This is a genomic window from Nocardia sp. BSTN01 (genome assembly GCF_015354405.1).
Taxonomy (GTDB): Bacteria; Actinomycetota; Actinomycetes; order Mycobacteriales; family Mycobacteriaceae; genus Nocardia.
Genome location: NZ_JADKYP010000011.1, coordinates 21925 through 39236, shown reverse-complemented (window position 1 = coordinate 39236; position 17312 = coordinate 21925). Strand labels below are relative to the sequence as shown.

20 protein-coding genes and 3 tRNA genes are annotated in these 17312 nt (G+C 67.2%); 12 read left to right on the top strand and 11 right to left on the bottom strand.

All coding sequences use genetic code 11. The annotated features are described in order from the left end of the window. Positions 1-10: 10 nt before the first annotated feature. Positions 11-1000, bottom strand: a complete 990-nt coding sequence (locus IRT45_RS12295) for an NAD(P)H-quinone oxidoreductase (RefSeq protein ID WP_194805975.1) — start codon at positions 998-1000, stop codon at positions 11-13. 123 nt (positions 1001-1123) lie between these two features. Here IRT45_RS12295 and IRT45_RS12290 point away from each other — a divergent pair, with 123 nt between their 5' ends. Continuing rightward, entirely contained in the window at positions 1124-1612 is a 489-nt protein-coding gene (locus tag IRT45_RS12290; protein WP_228534227.1) for a MarR family winged helix-turn-helix transcriptional regulator, read from the top strand. Positions 1613-1746: 134 nt separating this feature from the next. After that, a complete protein-coding gene (locus tag IRT45_RS12285; RefSeq protein WP_194805974.1) occupies positions 1747-1920 on the top strand; it encodes a hypothetical protein in 174 nt (57 codons plus the stop codon). Positions 1921-2072: 152 nt separating this feature from the next. On the opposite strand, the gene IRT45_RS12280 is transcribed toward IRT45_RS12285, so the two are convergent. Next, positions 2073-2969, bottom strand: a complete 897-nt coding sequence (locus IRT45_RS12280) for a LysR family transcriptional regulator (RefSeq protein ID WP_309240912.1) — start codon at positions 2967-2969, stop codon at positions 2073-2075. A 48-nt stretch (positions 2970-3017) separates the two neighbouring features. Between IRT45_RS12280 and IRT45_RS12275 the strand changes: the two genes are divergently transcribed. Next, complete coding sequence (locus IRT45_RS12275) at positions 3018-3743, top strand: SDR family NAD(P)-dependent oxidoreductase (protein WP_194805973.1); 726 nt, start codon at positions 3018-3020, stop codon at positions 3741-3743. Positions 3744-3758: 15 nt separating this feature from the next. On the opposite strand, the gene IRT45_RS12270 is transcribed toward IRT45_RS12275, so the two are convergent. Beyond that, positions 3759-3843 (bottom strand) — tRNA-Ser (locus IRT45_RS12270). Positions 3844-4023: 180 nt separating this feature from the next. On the opposite strand from IRT45_RS12270, the gene IRT45_RS12265 reads away from it, so the two are divergent. Together IRT45_RS12265 and IRT45_RS12260 are read left to right on the top strand one after the other, a co-directional pair. Next, entirely contained in the window at positions 4024-5055 is a 1032-nt protein-coding gene (locus IRT45_RS12265; RefSeq protein ID WP_194805972.1) for a HoxN/HupN/NixA family nickel/cobalt transporter, read from the top strand. Positions 5056-5174: 119 nt separating this feature from the next. After that, entirely contained in the window at positions 5175-6170 is a 996-nt protein-coding gene (locus IRT45_RS12260) for an alpha/beta hydrolase (RefSeq protein WP_375540096.1), read from the top strand. A 13-nt stretch (positions 6171-6183) separates the two neighbouring features. Here IRT45_RS12260 and hisC read toward each other — a convergent pair whose 3' ends face one another. Further along, a complete protein-coding gene (gene hisC, locus IRT45_RS12255) occupies positions 6184-7263 on the bottom strand; it encodes a histidinol-phosphate transaminase (RefSeq protein ID WP_194805970.1) in 1080 nt (359 codons plus the stop codon). Between the two features lie 174 nt (positions 7264-7437). Here hisC and IRT45_RS12250 point away from each other — a divergent pair, with 174 nt between their 5' ends. The 3 genes from IRT45_RS12250 (at position 7438) to IRT45_RS12240 (ending at position 8580) form a co-directional block, all read left to right on the top strand. After that, positions 7438-8295: a dienelactone hydrolase family protein gene (locus IRT45_RS12250; protein ID WP_194805969.1), complete on the top strand. Its 858-nt coding sequence runs from the start codon at positions 7438-7440 to the stop codon at positions 8293-8295. A gap of 86 nt (positions 8296-8381) precedes the next feature. After that, positions 8382-8471, top strand: a tRNA-Ser gene (locus IRT45_RS12245). A 36-nt stretch (positions 8472-8507) separates the two neighbouring features. Continuing rightward, positions 8508-8580: transfer RNA gene (locus IRT45_RS12240), tRNA-Arg, on the top strand. Between the two features lie 113 nt (positions 8581-8693). On the opposite strand, the gene IRT45_RS12235 is transcribed toward IRT45_RS12240, so the two are convergent. Further along, entirely contained in the window at positions 8694-9008 is a 315-nt protein-coding gene (locus IRT45_RS12235) for a hypothetical protein (protein ID WP_194805968.1), read from the bottom strand. A gap of 243 nt (positions 9009-9251) precedes the next feature. Here IRT45_RS12235 and IRT45_RS12230 point away from each other — a divergent pair, with 243 nt between their 5' ends. Then, positions 9252-10439 (top strand): helix-turn-helix domain-containing protein, encoded by a 1188-nt coding sequence (locus tag IRT45_RS12230; RefSeq protein ID WP_194805967.1) that lies wholly within the window; start codon positions 9252-9254, stop codon positions 10437-10439. Positions 10440-10568: 129 nt separating this feature from the next. Here the strand turns inward: IRT45_RS12230 and IRT45_RS36785 are convergent, their stop codons facing one another. Next, complete coding sequence (locus IRT45_RS36785) at positions 10569-10769, bottom strand: hypothetical protein (protein WP_228534226.1); 201 nt, start codon at positions 10767-10769, stop codon at positions 10569-10571. A 9-nt stretch (positions 10770-10778) separates the two neighbouring features. Continuing rightward, complete coding sequence (locus tag IRT45_RS12225) at positions 10779-11405, bottom strand: hypothetical protein (RefSeq protein WP_228534225.1); 627 nt, start codon at positions 11403-11405, stop codon at positions 10779-10781. Positions 11406-11618: 213 nt separating this feature from the next. Between IRT45_RS12225 and IRT45_RS12220 the strand changes: the two genes are divergently transcribed. Beyond that, complete coding sequence (locus IRT45_RS12220; RefSeq protein WP_194805966.1) at positions 11619-11969, top strand: hypothetical protein; 351 nt, start codon at positions 11619-11621, stop codon at positions 11967-11969. A 112-nt stretch (positions 11970-12081) separates the two neighbouring features. Here the strand turns inward: IRT45_RS12220 and IRT45_RS12215 are convergent, their stop codons facing one another. After that, the gene (locus tag IRT45_RS12215) at positions 12082-12858 is read right to left on the bottom strand and encodes a maleylpyruvate isomerase family mycothiol-dependent enzyme (RefSeq protein ID WP_194805965.1); all 777 of its coding nucleotides are present in this window, start codon (positions 12856-12858) and stop codon (positions 12082-12084) included. 113 nt (positions 12859-12971) lie between these two features. On the opposite strand from IRT45_RS12215, the gene IRT45_RS12210 reads away from it, so the two are divergent. Both IRT45_RS12210 and IRT45_RS12205 read left to right on the top strand, forming a co-directional pair. Next, positions 12972-14531, top strand: coding sequence for an esterase-like activity of phytase family protein (locus IRT45_RS12210; RefSeq protein WP_194805964.1), 1560 nt, complete (start codon positions 12972-12974; stop codon positions 14529-14531). Between the two features lie 68 nt (positions 14532-14599). Continuing rightward, positions 14600-14758 (top strand): hypothetical protein, encoded by a 159-nt coding sequence (locus IRT45_RS12205; protein WP_194805963.1) that lies wholly within the window; start codon positions 14600-14602, stop codon positions 14756-14758. Here the strand turns inward: IRT45_RS12205 and IRT45_RS12200 are convergent. The 3 genes from IRT45_RS12200 to IRT45_RS12190 all read right to left on the bottom strand — a co-directional run bounded on the left by IRT45_RS12200 (position 14703) and on the right by IRT45_RS12190 (position 17223). Continuing rightward, on the bottom strand, positions 14703-15491 hold the full coding sequence (locus IRT45_RS12200) for a DUF998 domain-containing protein (RefSeq protein ID WP_194805962.1): 789 nt from the start codon (positions 15489-15491) through the stop codon (positions 14703-14705). The genes IRT45_RS12205 and IRT45_RS12200 overlap by 56 nt on opposite strands. A gap of 75 nt (positions 15492-15566) precedes the next feature. Continuing rightward, complete coding sequence (locus IRT45_RS12195) at positions 15567-15983, bottom strand: very short patch repair endonuclease (RefSeq protein ID WP_194805961.1); 417 nt, start codon at positions 15981-15983, stop codon at positions 15567-15569. Positions 15984-16053: 70 nt separating this feature from the next. Then, positions 16054-17223: a DNA cytosine methyltransferase gene (locus tag IRT45_RS12190; RefSeq protein ID WP_194806047.1), complete on the bottom strand. Its 1170-nt coding sequence runs from the start codon at positions 17221-17223 to the stop codon at positions 16054-16056. Between the last annotated feature and the right edge of the window lie 89 nt (positions 17224-17312).

Sequence of the window (17312 nt, the reverse complement as noted above, 5' to 3'; positions counted from 1 at the left end):
GGCGCGCCGTTCACGCCTCGTCGATGCGCAGCACCACCTTGCCGACGGTCTCGGCCGAATCGAGCAGTTCGTGGGCGTGCGCCGCCTCCGTGACCGGGACTTCGGCATGGACCACCGGCACCACCGCGCCCTTCGCGATCAGCGGCCACAGATGCCGCCGCAGCTCCGCGATGATCTCGGCCTTACTCGACTTCCCGGTCGCCGGCCGCTTGCGCAGATTGGTGGCGTGGATGGTGCCGCGCTTACCGAGCAGCTCCGCCAGATTCAATTCGCCCGTCACACCGCCCTGCATGCCGATCACGCACAGTTGCCCGTCCTCGGCGAGTGTGGAAACGTTGCGCGGCAGGTATTTCGCGCCCATATTGTCGAGAATGATGTCGGCGCCACCGGTTTCGCCGAGGACTTCGACGAAATCCTGTTCCCGATAATTGATTCCGATGCTCGCGCCCAATTCGGCGCAGCGATCCAATTTGTACTGCGAACCGGCGGTCACCGCGACGCGCGCACCGCGATTCACCGCGACCTGAATGGCATGGGTGCCGATTCCGCTTCCGCCGCCGTGGACGAGCAGCAGCTGCCCGGCGCGCATTCCGGCCCGCATCACCAGATTCGACCAGACGGTGGCGGCGACCTCCGGAAGTGCCGCTGCCGCAGCCAGATCCAATCCCTCGGGCACCGGCAGCACCTGACTCGCGGCGACGACCACGCGCTGGGCGTAGCCGCCACCGGACAACAGCGCGCACACCCGATCGCCCGGGCGCAGATCCCGCACGCCCGCGCCGGCCTCGGCCACGACACCCGACACCTCGAGGCCCAGGATGTCGCTGGCGCCCGGCGGCGACGGATAGAAACCCTGGCGCTGCAACAGATCCGCGCGATTGACCCCGGCCGCAACGACGTCGATCGCCACCTCGCCCGGTCCGGGTGGCGGCAGATCCGGCACCTCCGCCCAGCGGATCACCTCTGGCCCACCGAAACCGTCCAACGTCGCCGCGTACATACCTCGACTCTAGGTGCTCGCCGCGCTGGAACAGGTGCGGCTGTGCGGCCGATCCGGGTGATCTTGTCCGCAGGTCCCTGACCAGCCGACATTCCTTCCATTCGGGCCCAATAGAATGGCGCCATGGCTTACGAACCGAGCGGTCACCCGGCCTCGCCGCCGTGGTTGAGCTCGGCACAGCAGCGGGCATGGCGTGCGTTCATGGACGGGCATCAGCGCCTGATGGTGGAACTCAACCGCCAGTTACAGGCCGACAGCGATATGAGCCTGCCCGAATACCGCATCCTCGTGATGCTTTCCGAGGCTCCGGGCGGTTCGCTGCGGATGAGCGATCTCGCCGACGGCGTGCTGTCCTCGCGCAGCCGCCTCACCCACCAGATCCGCCGCATGGAGGACGAGGGCATGGTCCGCCGCACCAGCTGCGAAGAGGACGGCCGCGGCGTCCGCGCCCACCTCACCGACGAAGGTATGCGCCGCCTCCGCGCCGCCGCCCCCGGCCATGTAGCCGCCGTCCGCCGCACCTTCGTCGACCTGCTCAGCCCCGAAGAGCTCACCGCCCTCGGCGACGCCTTCGACCGAGTCAACGCCAAAACCGACCCCCGCCGCACCTGATCCGAAGCGCAGCCCTCGATCGGGGACGTTGGTCCCTTGTTGCTGACTGTTCGCGGACGGGACCATTAGGGCGCTAGGTCCGGGACCGGGTTTTCCGGTTTTCCTTCGAAGGGTGACGTCGAAAGGTTCGAACCATGCACAGGAAGTCAGCGAAAGCCCTCGCAACCACCGCGATCATCGTGTCGCTCGGTGCCGTGGCGGCGCCCATCGCCTCCGCCGACAGCGCTTCCGATACCACGGCGAAACCGATCGCCATCTGCATCACCATCCCGCTGCCGGGATCTGCCGATTGGGTGTGGTGCTTCTGAACCTGTGCCGTTCGAATAATGCCCGGAAACGACTGTGGCGCCGACTGTTACGCGGGTCGGCGCCATAGTCGTGGACGCACGTGCCCGCGAACCGATGTTGCTTCGCGTAGTCGGCATTTCGGCACAGCGCGGCCGCGGAACCACGGTGCCGGCTAGAGGCGTGTCGCGGTGCGGACGAGGTCGGCGACGGCTCTGGATTTGCTGTGTGGTGGCCAGGCGATGACCGTGGTGACCGCCGGTGCGTCCGGTACCGGCACGATCGCGTGATCGTCGCGGAGGTGGGATCGGACCGACTCGGGCATGACCGCGCAGGTTCGTCCGAGCGCGATCAGTTGGGCCAGTTGGGTGTGGTCGCGAACCTTCGGACCGGGGCCGTCGGGATAACTCCCGTCCTGCCGGGGCCAGCGCGGCAGGGGCAGATCCGTCAGGGCCGAGACCTCGGCCGACGACACGTGGGTCCGGGAGGCGAGGGGGTGACCCGCGGGCAGGACCAGAACCTGCTGTTCGGTGTGCAGATCCTCGGTGTCGAATCCGGCGGTCGTGTCGAAGGGCCGGTGGAGCAGGGCGACGTCGGCACGACCGTCGCGCAGCAGTCCCTCCTGTTCGCCGGGCCCGCACAGGATCACCTCGACGGGGACGGCGCCCGGTTCGGCAGCGTAGGCGTCCAGCAGTTTCGACAGCAGTTCGCTGGACGCTCCGGCCTTCGTGGCCAGCACCATCCCGGGTCGATGGGCGGCGGCGCGGCGGGTGCGCCGCTCCGCGGCTTCGACCGCGTCGAGCGCGGCACGGGCCTCCCGCAACAGCACCGACCCGGCCTCGGTCAGGGCGATCGAGCGAGTGGTGCGGCGCAGCAGAACCACGCCGAGCCGCCGCTCGAGCTGTCGGATCGCCCGTGAGAGTGGTGGTTGCGCCATCGCGAGTCGCTGTGCCGCCCGCCCGAAATGCAATTCCTCGGCGACGGCGACGAAGTATCGCAACTCCCGCGTCTCCACCGGGTCATCGTATCCGGCGCTCACCGCCACCAATACCCGTGCGGTATGAATCGCCACCCAGCCGGTGTTGGACGCGTCGCCGGAGACGGAACCAGGATCGACGGTATGAGTGAACGGACGATCGCGCTGGTGACCGGCGCGAACAAGGGAATCGGATACGAGATCGCGGCGGGCCTGGGCGCCCTCGGCTGGCGAATCGGTGTGGGCGCGCGCGATGAGCAACGCCGCGACACCGCGGTGGAGAAATTGCGCGCGGCGGGGATCGACGCATTCGGCGTTCCGCTCGACGTGACCGACGACGCGAGCGTGGCCGCCGCGGCCGATCTGATCGCCGACCACGCCGGAGGGCTCGACGTCCTGGTCAACAATGCCGCGATCACCGGCGACGTGCCACAGGAACCCACCGTGGTCGATCCCGCGACCGTGCGAGCTGCCGTGGAAACCAACGTGATCGGGGTCATCCGTGTCACCAACGCGATGCTGCCCATGCTGCGGCGTTCGGCATCGCCGCGGATCGTGAACATGTCCAGCAGCGTCGGCTCGCTCACGCTGCAGACCACCCCCGGCACCGACACCGGCCCGATTTCCGCTGCGTACGCGGCCTCGAAGACCTTCCTGAACGCGGTCACCATCCAGTACGTCAAGGAACTGGCCGACACCGACATCCTGATCAACGCCGGCTGCCCCGGCTTCACCGCCACCGACCTCAACGGCTTCCGCGGCATCCGAACCCCGCAACAGGGTGCCGCGATCGCGATCCACCTCGCCACCCTGCCCGACGACGGACCGACCGGCGGATTCTTCTCCGACGCCGGACCCGTGCCCTGGTGACGGACCCTCCACCTGCGGTGGGTGTGGGATTTGAACCCACGGTGGCGTGAACCACGACGGTTTTCAAGACCGTTCCCTTAGGCCGCTCGGGCAACCCACCTCGTTCCGGGCGGGCCGGAACGGTGTCTCAGCCTACTGGCGCGGATGCGGGGATGCCGAATCGGTCCGGGCGGCGCGGCCGGCCGGCGCAGCGGCGGCGTGTGTCGGTGGGATCGGCGACAATCGTTCGCGATGGTCGGATGAACCTGGACGGGGGGACCGTATGCGCAGTGTGGTGGGGATGGCGACTGCGGTGGTGGTGTTGCACATCCTGGGGTGGGGGACGTTGTTGCTGGTCGTCGTGCCGCAGCATCATTCGGTGAACGGTGCCGTGTACGGGGTGGGGCTGGGGGTGACCGCGTACACCCTCGGTATGCGGCATGCATTCGACGCGGACCATATCGCCGCGATCGACAACACCACGCGAAAGTTGGTGGCCGAGAACGGGCGGGCGCGATCGCAGTCGGTGGGGTTCTGGTTCTCGCTCGGGCATTCGTCGGTCGTGCTGGTGCTGGTCTGTCTGCTCGCGCTGGGCGTGCGCGCGCTCGCGGCGAATCTCGAGGACGAGAATTCCTCCCTGGAGCGCTGGACCGGGCTGTGGGGAACCACTGTCTCCGGGGCCTTTCTGATACTGATCGGATTGCTGAACCTCTCCTCGCTGATCGCGATCTGGCGGGTGTTCCGGCGGATGCGGCGGGGGGAGTTCGACGAGGCCGGACTCGAACAGCACCTGCAGACCCGCGGTCTGCTCAGCCGCCTCCTCGCCCCGGTGCTTCGCCTGGTGCGCCGGCCGGTGCACATGTATCCGGTCGGGGTGCTGTTCGGGCTGGGCTTCGATACCGTCACCGAGGTCGGGCTACTGGTGATCGCCGGTGGCGCGGCCGCGACCGGACTGCCCTGGTACGCGATTCTGGTACTGCCCGTGCTCTTTTCGGCGGGTATGTCGCTGTTCGACGCGATCGACGGCTCGTTCATGAGCTATGCCTACGACTGGGCCTTCGCCCGGCCGATCCGCAAGATCTACTACAACCTCGTGATCACCGGGTTGTCGGTGGCGGTGGCCTTGCTGATCGGCGGACAGGAACTGGTGTCGATCCTCGCCGACCGGCTCGACGTCCGATCGGGTGCCGTGGCGTGGATAGGCAATCTCGATCTGGGGCAGCTCGGGTTCATCATCGTCGGCTTGTTCGTCGCGACGTGGGCGGCAGCGCTGGCGATCTGGCGCTTCGCCGGGGTCGAACAGCGGTGGGAGAAATCGCTGGCCGGAGATTAGGGGGGACGACGCGCGCTCGTGTGTTTTCGACGCCTCGCGCGACCTCTGGCAGGATGACGGCCATGGTTCGTCGCCGGATACGGCGTCGGCTGTCCGGCGCCACCATCGCCGCACTCCTGATGAGTGGGGCGATCTGGGGAGCGCCGTCGATTGCCGCCGCGCCCGCGCCCCCGGCCGATTCGGGTTCCGCCGAGGGGCCGCCTCCGGCGCTGGACGATCCCCGTCCGGCCACCGCTTCGATCGACCGCATCGAACCGATCGACGATCGCTGGTTGCGGGTCTTCGTGGACTCCCCGGCGATGGGACGCACGGTGCAGGTGCAGGTGCTGGTGCCGGCGGACCGCAGCCATCCGCGCCCGACCCTGTATCTGCTCGACGGGCGCAGCGCGAGCAACGAGTACAACAACTGGACCGAGCGTGGTGGTGCGGTGCAGTTCTTCGCCGACAAGGACGTCAACGTCGTTCTCACGATCGGCGGCCCGGCGGGGTACTACACGGATTGGCAGCATCCGGATCCGGTACTCGGCACCAACAAATGGGAGACCTTCCTCACGCGCGAACTCCCGCCGCTGATCGATGCGACATTCGAGGGCAACGGCCGCGATGCGGTGGAAGGCGTCTCGATGGGTGCGGAGGCGGCGATGATGCTGGCGATGCGCGAACCGCAGGCGTATGTGGCGGTCGCCGCCCACAGTGGTTGTTACGCAATGGGTTCCGATTTCGGGCAGGCGCAGGCGCGGGCGGTGGTCCGCACCTACGGCGGCGAGCCGGACAACATGTTCGGCAAACAGGAAGATCCGGACTGGCTTGCCCACGACGTGATGATGCACGCCGACACTCTGCGCGGTAAGGCGATCTTCCTGTCCGCCGGTTCCGGTGTGCCGGGGCCCTACGACGTTCCGGGTAATCCGGAAGCGGTGTCGTCGATCGGTTTCGGCGGCCCGCTCGAGGCCGGCTCCAACGCCTGCACGATGGCTCTCGCGGATCGGCTGGAGCGTATGCAGATCCCGGCCGACGTCGATCTGCGCCCGGTCGGGACGCATTCCTGGCCGTACTGGAAGGACGAGCTGCCGCGGGCCTGGCCGACGCTGGCGGCAGCCCTCGGCGTGCATTGACCGCCGCGCGGGTTCAGCGGGCGAAGCGCGCGACGGTGTCCGATGCGGTGGCGAAATTCAGGAACCGATCGTTCTCGTGCGGATCGCCCGCGGTGATCCGCACCCCGTCGGTGCCGTAGGGCCGCACCAGGACTCCGAGTTCGGCGCTGGCCGCGCCGAACTCCGCGCTGTGCTCGCCCAGCGGCAGCCAGACGAAGTTGGCCTGGGACGGCGGTACCCGGTATCCGGCCGCCAGCAGTGCGTCGCGCAGGCGTTCCCGTTCGGCCACCACCTGGTCGGTGCGGTCGAGCAGTTCGTGCCGCGCCTGCAGGCAGGCCGTGGCCGCGGCCTGCGCGAGCCGGTTCACGCTGAACGGGATGTGCACCTTCATCAGTGCGGTGATCAGTTCCGGATCACCGACGGCGTAACCGACACGCAGGCCCGCGAGCCCGTATGCCTTCGAAAAGGTGCGCAGCACAACGACATTCGAGCGTCCGCGGCCGATCTCCACGCCGTCGGCCCGGTCTTCGGCGGGCAGGCGCAGGTACTCGAAGTACGCCTCGTCGAGCACCACCAGCACGTCGTCGGGGATCGCGTCGAGGAAGCGGGTCAGTTCGGCGCGGCCGTACGCCGTTCCGGTGGGGTTGTTCGGATTGCAGACGAAGACGAGCCGGGTGCGCTCGGTGACCGCGGCCGCCATCGCATCCAGATCGTGGGCGAATTCGTCGTTCAGCGGGACCGGCACGGCCGTCGCGTTGCCGACCTGCGTGACGATCGGATACGCCTCGAACGAGCGCCAGGCGAACACCACCTCGTCGGCGGGGGAGGCGCACGTGATCTGCACCAGTTCCTGGCACAGCGCGACGCTGCCGCAGCCGATCGCGACATTCTCGACCGCCACGTCGTAGAACTCGGCGAGGGCTGCTCGAAGTTCGCCCGAGGAGTTGTCCGGATACCGGTTGATGAGTTCGGCCGCCTCGGCGATCACCTTGGCGACACTCGGCAGCGGGCCCTGGGTGGTTTCGTTGCTGGCCAGTTTCACGGCGCCCGGATGGCTGCGACCCGGAGCGTAAGCCGGAATGGACTCCAGGTCCGGACGAATACGAGCACTCACCCCCACACCTTAATTCCTCGCACATCGCGGCGGCTCGGCGCGGTTGTCCCGGAGGTCCCGGCGGACCGTCGGCCGGTCCGAACCGGCTGGGCGGTATGTCGGAAATTTTTCCGAGGAATGGGTACTTCCGTGCAACTTCTCCCGAATGTGATGGATGCGAACTACCCTGGTTTCATGTCGGGCATCTATCGAGATGAAGCACCATTGCGCGACAGCGGGCAGGTGGTCGACGGCGCTCCGGACCCGGCGGCCGGAGGTCGGGTGCCCATCACGGTGATCGAGCCGGAGGGTTACGCGCGCGGCGGCATCGTCGTACTCCACGAGTCCCGTCAGTTTGCCGATGTATTGCTGGAAATGATGAAATCGCTGGCCGGTGAAGGCTGGATCATGGTGGCGCCCAATCTGTTCCACCGTTTCGCCCATCCGGAGGGGCTCGGCGAAGGCGCCGGATCGGTGAACGATCGCGATCTCGCCGCCGTCGGCGCACGGGTGTCCGACGGGCCGGGTGCGGTCGCCACCGCGGTCGCGGGTGGCGGCGCGGGCGAGCAGGTGTTCGGCGCGGATCTGTTCGCTGACTTCGACGCCTGCTTCGACTGGCTGGTCGGCCGGGGAGTCTTCCCCGACACCGTGGGCGTGCTGGGCTTCGACAACGCCGGCACCGCCGCACTGCTGGTCGCCACGAACCGCCCCATCGGCGCCGCGGTGAGCGTCGCGGCACCCGGCATCGTGGAGCCGCTGACCGTGGAGGCGGCGGCACTGGTCGACGCAGCCCCGCAGCTGCAGGCCCCCTGGCTCGGCCTCTACGGCAACGACGATCCGGTCAACCCGTGCGACCATGTCGAACGCCTCCGTGACGCGGCGGCGCGGGCGTCGGTGGCCACGCTGGTCGTGTGCTATCCCGGCCTGCATCACCGCCCGGACCATCCCGGATTCGATATGGCCGACTTCGAGCAGCTGCCCGAAGACGAGAAGCGGCAACTGATCGACGCACAGACCAGAATCTTCGATTGGTTCGACAGTCACCTACGTTGACCAGCCGTTTTGCGTCCTGACCGGTTGCTCTGTACTCTTGCCTCTCGGCGGTTCGAAAGGACCGGCGCCCTCGAAAGAAGGCTCCAGGAGGCGTGCCAGAGCGGCCGAATGGGACTCACTGCTAATGAGTTGTCCCTTCACGGGGACCGGAGGTTCAAATCCTCTCGCCTCCGCCACGCCCGGGTAACCGGGCACACAACTGAACAGGACCTGCGCCCGTAGCTCAACGGATAGAGCATCTGACTACGGATCAGAAGGTTGGGAGTTCGAGTCTCTCCGGGCGCGCAGTGAAGTGGCCCTCACCCTGTAACCAGGTGAGGGCCACTTCGTCTTCGTAGAGCGGACGATGCCTCCATCTCGTCGGCACGAACAAGCCTCGCTCCCGCCATTCGGCAGAGTTATAGACGCCGCTCGGGGGCCGGCTTCGTTGCCCAGCGGGCAAAGCTCAGTCGCGGCAGCACGGTCTCGACGTCGACCACCATCATCACGGCGTTCAGCGTCAGTAGGTCGAAATGGGAGGTAGACGGGACGATTACGGCCTCTGCGCCCAATTCCCGCGCTTGGGCCGCCACCGGGATCCGGCTCGTCTCCGGCGCCCACACCAGGCGGTAGCCGAGACGGCTCGCCAGCCGTCGAACCTGAGCCATATCCCAGTCCGGTGCCTCTGTCTCCGGATGAACCCATCCCAGTGCGATCGGCCGCGGATCTGTCATCGGCCTTCCTCGCGGCGCTCAGCGCGCGAGGGGATGCGTATCAGTGCCCAGGTGAGATCCGACAACCCCATCGCGAGCAGAACCAAAATCCAGTCACAACCTGTCATCGTGTCGAGCCCCCTTCATCGAACCGTCGTGGTCGGACCCGGGCGCCGAGGACTGCAACACCCGGCGCCCGAGCCGCATTCAGAGTCGCTGCAGACGGCGCCTGCGTAATGCCACAACCTGTGGCACTGTGGGCTTATGGACGAGATGGGGGCTGGTGAACGCGTTGCCAGGGCGCGGAAACTAGGGCGTCTTACACAGGTCCAGCTGGCCCAGAGAGCGTCTGTTTCGCTGTCCTTGCTCCGGAAGGTCGAACAGGGTGACCGCGCCGCGTCGCCGGCGTTCATCGCCGCCGTGGCGCGGGTTCTGGGTGTAGGGATCGGCGACCTGACCGGCCAGCCGTATTCGCCGGTCCGGGCGGACGCAGCAGCGCACGCGACGATTCCTGAGTTGCGTCGGTCGATTCTGGCGTTCGACGATGAGCCGCCCGCGATACCCCTCACATTCGAGGACCTCAGTGCCGCGCTGGATCGTGTGCGAGAGGGAATGCGTCGCGCACGCTACACCGACCTCACGGCGGAACTTCCCGATGTGATCCGGGGCCTGCACCTGCTGGCCGACGCGGAGAGTCCCGGCAGTCGTTCGGAAGAGATACATTCCGCTCTCGCCTATGCCTATTCCAAGGCAATGCTTTTCGCCTACCAGTACGGCTATCTCGATCTCGCGGGACTGGCCGCCGACCGTTGCGGTTGGGCCGCATCGCGCAGCGGCGATCCGATCTGGCCGGTGGCAGCCGAATACAATCGAGCCCTCATCCTGCTCTACTCGGGCGCGTACGCCGGCGGTCAAAAGACGATCGAACGTGCCTATGCCGCAAGCGAAGACATCGCGACTTCGCCGAATCTACTGGCGGTCCGAGGCGCCCTGCATCTACGCGGATCGATCCTCGCGGCCCGCGCTGCCGACGCGGTGACCGCCGACTCACACCTCACCGAGGCGCGGCAAATCGCAGATACGATCGGTTCCACTCGATTCCGCCATTACGGCACCGGTTTTCGCCCCTCCAACGTCGACATCCACTCGGTAGCAATACCAGTCGAACTGTCCGACGGAACCACCGCGATCTCCCGCGCCGCAGATATCCGCCTACCTGCCTCGGTAGCACCCTCACGAGCCGGCCACCACTTCATCGACCTCTCCCGAGCCTGGCTCCTCCACGGCGACAAACAGCGGGCCCTGCTGACCCTCCAGCAGGCCCGCAAGGTGGCTCCGGAGTTGACCCGCAACCACTCTCAGGTCCACGAGACAATCCGGGTTCTCGCGCACAGCCGTCGCGGGACTGACAACCTCGCGCAGTTTGCCCGATGGGCGAACGTCAAGATCTGACCTGGAAAGACCCAGCAGGATCCATACCGTGCCCAGGACTCGTCCGGTCTGTGCGCAGGCGCGGCGTGTTTGTGTCGGATCGGCCGAACCTGATCCGGATCCCACCCGAACGTGAGATGAAGGTTTTGTCTATCGGCGGACCCAACCTTGAGCGCGATCGGCGAGATTCCACCAAGAGACGAATTCGGAATCCTCTGATTCGATCCTCCATCGAGAGTCCAGCGCATCGAAAAAGGCTTCATCGCCGGTCTTTCCGCCTTTCGGCTCGCCGATGTAGGCCAACCGACGGCCGCCGTTCGCCTCGAAGGCCGCCAGCGCATCCGACGTCATCGTGTTGCCTCATCCAGGCGGCCAGCACAGGAACAGAACCTCATCGGCACTGCCGAGCGACCGCGCAGCGAACTGCCCGAGGTCACCAACGCTCAGCCAGACGTCCGCTTGGCCTTCGGCCCGAGTGAACGACGGATTGTCGGACTGGTCCGGCGGTTCCGAGTCATACGCCGCAACGTTCAGACCTGCGCTCGCCAACTGCGCAGCCCAGTAGCCGCGGCAGGCTCCGAGCTCGACTACCGAACGGCCATTGCAGAATTGATGCATCCAAGCCACCGTCTCCGGCGACGGAATCGCGTAGGCGTAGGCGGCCTGCAAGATGGTCTGCGCGAATCCCAGCCGTGCGCTTCCTCGAGGTCGGCCACCGTCCACGACCCGGCGCCCGTCCCGTTCGGATACCGATGGCCCGACGATGTCCCAGTACGGATTCGCGCTAGTCGACGGCCCGCCTGTCATGTAGTGCACGAGCCGCAAATCGAACGCGGCATCGGCCCGATCGTCCCCCGTCCCCGGCAGCATCGGCGCGGTGTCGAGGTACTCCGCCACCTTTGGATACTCGGCCCGAAGACGCTGTTCGTCCCCCAACAACCCGGCCAGTTCTTCACGACGGTCCGCCGTCAGCGCAAGCTCAGCCATGCTCCAAGTCTCGTCGCGCACAGGCTGTCTCGGCGAGCAAATGCACTCACCTGCATGGGTGTCGGGCTTCAGGTGATGGTTGACGTTTTGGCTTCACTGGAAGCTTGACGTCGGACCTAGACAAACTAATGGTCACTGGCGCCGCGAATAAGGACTGGCTGCCCGAGGGGCAGCGGGGCATGATTCGCAGAGCTAAGCGACCGAGGAATGGCGATGGATGAACGCGAGACACTGAGCCTGTGGCGGCCTACGGGGCCGGGGGAGCTGGCGCTGGTCGAGGCGTCGGGATGGACGGCGTGGCCACCGCGGCTGCCCGATCAGCCGATCTTCTATCCGGTGTTGAACGAGGACTACGCGATACGTATTGCACGAGACTGGAATGTTGCAGCATCGGGCGTCGGCTACGTGACTCGGTTCGAGATCGATGCCGACTTCGCGGCCAGGTATCCCGTCCGCCAGGTAGGCGGGCAAACGATCCTTGAGCTGTGGGTGCCCGCCGAGGAACTCGAAGAGTTCAACCGCCACATCGTGGGCCGCATCGAAGTGGTGCACGAATTCCGGTAACCAAATCCAGTTGTTCCGATCGAAGCCCGGCCACCGAGCACGACGACGCCCATCCAGGAGCGCCGCAAGTCCGGAGGTTAGTGGTTGCTCGCTCTGCGGTGAATCCGGCGCCTCACAACCAGGCGGGCAGATTCGGCAGATATCCGGTGAGGCCCACGCCGTCGCTGCGGCCGATCAACCATGCCAGTAGCTCCGCTGCGGGCCCGGAAATGGTGTCGGAGGGGTCGGGGCCCACCTTGGCGGTGAAATCGGTGTCGGTGGCGACGAGGGTGAAGGTCGGCGGCGGCGGCAGATCCGGGTCGGAGGTCATCGGCTTGGCATCGGCGGGGCGGTGGGCGGAGGCCGCGTGGTCGAATCCGGCGGACACCTCCGGCAGCATCCGGGCCACGAAGGCGGCCGGCCAGTCGGCGGGCCGGTAGCCGATGTTCAGGTCGACGCGGTGAATCTCGATCTCGCGCAGGCGCAACCACGGCACCACCGCGGCGGCCAGTTCCTTACCCGTGCGCGCCCGCACTCGGTACTGCCAGCGTTCCGGTGGCATGGCCCGGGCCAGGCCGAGGAAGCGATCCGCGGACGCGCGCAGGTCGCTCAGCTGCTCGGCGAGCGGGCGCGGCGCACCGGCCTCGATATCGGAGTCGCGCAGCAATTGACTTGCGTACTGCGGGGTTTCGATGCCCGTGCGGGCCCACAGCAGCAGGTTCACCAGTCCGTCGGCATTGCGGGACAGGTGGGCCAGCAGATGGCCGCGAGTCCAGCCCGGCAGCAGTGACGGTTCGGCGATATCGCTGTCGTCCAACGCTTCCACCGCGCCGACCAGCGACTCGGTCGCCGCGTGCACGGCTTCGAGCAGGTCGACGGGAACGGATGATTCCGGCGCTTCGCTGGTCACTCGGGTGACCCTACCCAGCGCTGGGAACGCCCGCTGGGCGAACTCGAATGCTGTCGGATAACTGTTCAGGTTCCCGACAGCTGATCGTCGACTCGGCAGGATAGGTATCACCGGTGGGAACCAGTCATCTGCTCCGATTCGCCCTCGCCGGCGCCGTCCTCTGCGCGGCCGCCGCCTGTTCCTCCGGCGGTGGCGAACCGCAATGGCACACCGACCGGGACCGGCCGCTCGTCGTATCGCTCGACGACCTGTCCGCCCACACCGGCGGCGGCGCGGCCGTCGCCTTCGGCACACCGGCGCACGGCCGCCTCGACCGCACCGCCGACGGTTCCGTGCGCTACACCCCTGAGCCCGGCTACCAGGGCGACGACACGTTCACGGTGACCACCTCCGATGCGGTGCACCTCTACACCACCGATATCGCGCCGCTCGGCGAATTCGGCGGCACGACGGTGCAGGGCAGCGGATTCGGGTCCGCGTGGACACCGGTGCCGGGTTCGGCCGACGAGTTCTACGGGCTCACCGACCGCGGCCCGAACGTCGACGGACCCGGCAAGAACGAAAAGCTCGTTCCCATCCCGACTTTCGTGCCGAAGATCGGCAAATTCCGGCTGACGGGGACGCGCGCGGTCCTGGAATCCACGATCGACCTGAAGAACCGTGCGGGCGTCGGCTTCAACGGATTGGTCGACACCGCGGCGTCGACCGGGGAGACCATGCGCGATCTGGACGGTCACACCTTGCCGCCCATCGACCACGGCCTGGACCCGGAGGGACTGGTCGCCCTGCCCGACGGCACCTTCTGGGTCTCCGACGAATACGGTCCGTTCCTCCTGCACTTCGACGCGTCCGGCACCGAGATCGAGCGCCTCGCACCGGGTTCCGGCCTGCCGCGGGAACTGACGATGCGAACGCCGAATCAGGGAATGGAAGGTCTCACCGTCACGCCGGACGGCCGGCGACTTGTCGGTGTGATTCAAAGTGGTTTGCAAACACCGGGTGTGGATTCCGCACGGGAAGTGCCGATGACCCGGATCGTCACCGTCGATCTGCAGACCCGCGCCGTCGCCGAATTCGTCTATCCGCTCGAGGAGCCGAAGCGCAAACTCGCCGTCTCCGAAATCACGGCACTCGACGACCACACCTTTCTCGTGGACGAACGCGACGGTGAACTCGCGCCGAAGGCGAACAAGAAACTGTGGACGATCGACCTGAACGGCGCCACCGATGTCGGACCCCGAGCGAATGTGCCCGGCACCCGATACGACCCGCATCTCGGCCTGCTCGTCGGCGATACACCGCTGGAAACCTATGTCGGCAAGGTATCGACCGCCGACGGGATCGCCGCGCTCGGTAAGGCCGGTATCACCCCGGTCGGGAAGAAATCGAACCTGGACCTCGCCGGATTGGTCGCGGGACTGAATCCGGCCGGCGCATTCTTCGGCCACGACAAAATCGAGGGTGTCGCCACCACCGACGGCGGCCGCACGCTCTACATCTCCGACGACAGCGATTTCGGTTTGGCCGGCAGCACCGGCGGCACGCCGCCCTTCGGCCTGAAACCGAAGATCTTGCCGGACGGCCGCCAGGACACCGGTGAAATCCTGCGGGTCGACACCGGGGCGCTTCCGGCGCGCACCACGACGCACACCGTCACCGTCTCGGTGGGCTAGCCGGCATTCTCAGGCTTTACCCAAGTTCCGCACAAATGCATGCCAGTCGGGGCTGTCACCGTGGGTATATGAACACAGTTGTCGAGGTACTGGTAATGGGCGTCATGCTGGCCACCTTCGCGGCCATGGCGATCGCGGGCGCGGTGGCGGAATCGGCGCCCCGCTCGCTGGTCATGCTGGGGAACGAGGAGCCGGAGGCCGTGCGCGCTCGGGCCCGTCGCCGCTGATCGCACGCTGCGCGACCCAGATCTGCACGGCGAGCGCGATCAGCCACAGCGACATGGATCCGACCTGGATGCGCTGGGCGATGCCCAGCGCGTAATTGCCCGGCAGATTGTCGGCGATCAGCATCCAGGCCGTCGCGGCCGAACCGATGATCAGGATCCACAATCCGGAATGTCGCAGAATCGGCCAGCGCCGATAGCGGAAGGCGGCGACACTGAACGCGATCATCGCCACGAATATCGACGTGACCGCCAGCGTGCTGGTCAGCGCGTGAATCTGGTGCAATTGCGGAAACATTCCGCTGTCCGACGGCGGGCACGGCCCCGAGCAGGTGTGCAACGGCCATTGCGCATCGGCGATCGTGGACGCGCCGAAACAGCCCAGCGCCACCCAGCCCACGGTCGACAGACGCCGCCGCGAGAAGACGAACATCGCCGCGACCGCGGAAATCAAGGTGAGTGAACCGGCGATCGTGTCGCCGAGATCGAACACCCAGCGATAAGGACGGCCCTCGGCATCCAATTCGCTGAGGAAGGACCTAATCGGATTCAGATGGATCGGCAGGACGAACTCCAGGATCCATGACGAATAGCAGACGCCCGCGACGGCGACGGCGGCCGCGATCAACGAGCGGACGAGGCGGAACCGCACGCGCACGGGCGCGTGGTCTCGTTCCAGTACGGCGACCGCACCGGATTCCTCCGCCGCACGATCGTGCGGCCCGCTCGGCGTCATTGCCCTCGTTTCACGTCATCGCCCATCGGATGTGCCGGATTCCCGCTGCAATGTCGGCTGCACGTCCATCATGGTCTATCGCCCCGACAAAGCCGACTGCACTCGATCCGCGGCGGCGACCGAATTCTCGTGTTCCCAGACCCGCACCACCAGCCAGCCCGCGGCGGTGAGCCGCGCATCGGTATCGCGGTCGCGGGCCACATTGCCGGCCAATTTCTCCGCCCACCACTCGGCATTGTTCTTCGGATAGGTGGCGTGTTCGGGGCAGCGGTGCCAGAAACACCCGTCCACGTACACCGCCACCTTGCGGCGGGGAAACACCAGGTCGGCGCGGCGGCGTAAACCCGGAAGCGGAGCGCGGTCCACGAAATAGCGCAGGCCCCGCCGATGCAGTTCGCCACGCAGCGCGGTCTCCGGGGCGGTACCCGTGCGCCGCTGCCGGGCCATCCGGGCACTGGTCACCGCGTCGGTGACGGGACGGCCGGAACTCATGCACAACCCTTACAGCGTCCACCGGCGGGCCGGTGTTCCCGGGGCCCGATTCGGTGACCGATTCGACACTTCACACCGCCGCCGAGACGTATGTGACACCCGCACCCTCCCGCGGCAGACCTCCCATGCGGATCAGGTGGTTCTCCATATCGGTGAGGAAGCCGGGCGGGAAACGCAGTGTGCCGCGCGCGGCGCGGCGCAGGAAACCGGCGGTCGCGCGGGCCGACAGCAGGCGGGCATCGTCGAGGAACCAGCGCAGATCCTCGTACGGCTCGTGCACCGGCCACGTCGACACCGGGACTCGATAGGCCTTACCGGCATGGCCCCACGCCGCCGCCGGCCAGCGGTGCGCGGTCAGGGGCGCGTACTCCGCGGCCACCCCGTCGGCGGGTGCGGCCAGGCGGGATCCGATCCACGACGCCATCCGCACACTCACCGCATTGCCGACCAGCTTCCACCGGTGTCCCGGACGGACCCCCGCTGCGGCCAGTGCGGGCGCGGTCCAATCGTGGGAAAAGCCTTGCAGCCGTTCGGCGTCGGTGATTCCGGGAGTGACGATCTCACCTGCGGGCAATCGGACCGCGGGCGGGCTGGCGATACCGAGTCCGGACCCGCCCTTCAACGTCGGCACCGCATTCACCGCCCAGCCCAGTCCGCGCACTCCCTCGGTCCAGTAGAAGCCGCACGGATCCACCTCGGGATCGCCGATCGTGCGCGGTCCCGCATCGGTTCCGAACAGCACCGGCCGCGGATCCTCCGACCGCGACGCCAGCATCAGCACCCGCTGCCGCCGCTGCGGTAGCCCGAACGCGCGCGCGTCGACCACTCGGTAGGCCCAGGTGTAGCCCAGCTCCTCCAACGCGGCCGTGATGTGCCGCATCGCCTGCCCGCGCCCCAGCTGCAACATGAACGGGACGTTCTCGATCAGCAGCCAGCGCGGACCGCGTTTGCGGCGAACCAGCCGGAACACCTCGTCGACCAGACCCGAACGCGCGCCGGTGATCCCCGCCGTCCGTCCCGCTTGCGAGAGGTCCTGGCACGGAAATCCGGCCGCCACCAATTCGGTTCCGGCTGGTAGTGCGCGCAGGCGGGTGACATCGGCGTGGGTTTCGACCTCGGGAAAGCGGGCGGACAGGACCGCGCGAGCACCGGGGTCGATCTCGCAGAGCAGCTCGGTATGCCAACCATGGGCGCTGAGCCCGAGTTCCAGCCCCCCGATCCCGGCGAACAACCCGACCATCCGCGTGTTGTTCACAGCCGGTGGTCCTTTCGCCCGAATCCCCGTCGGGCACCGGCGCGGTCGCGAAGGGCCCGGATGTGGAGGTTACT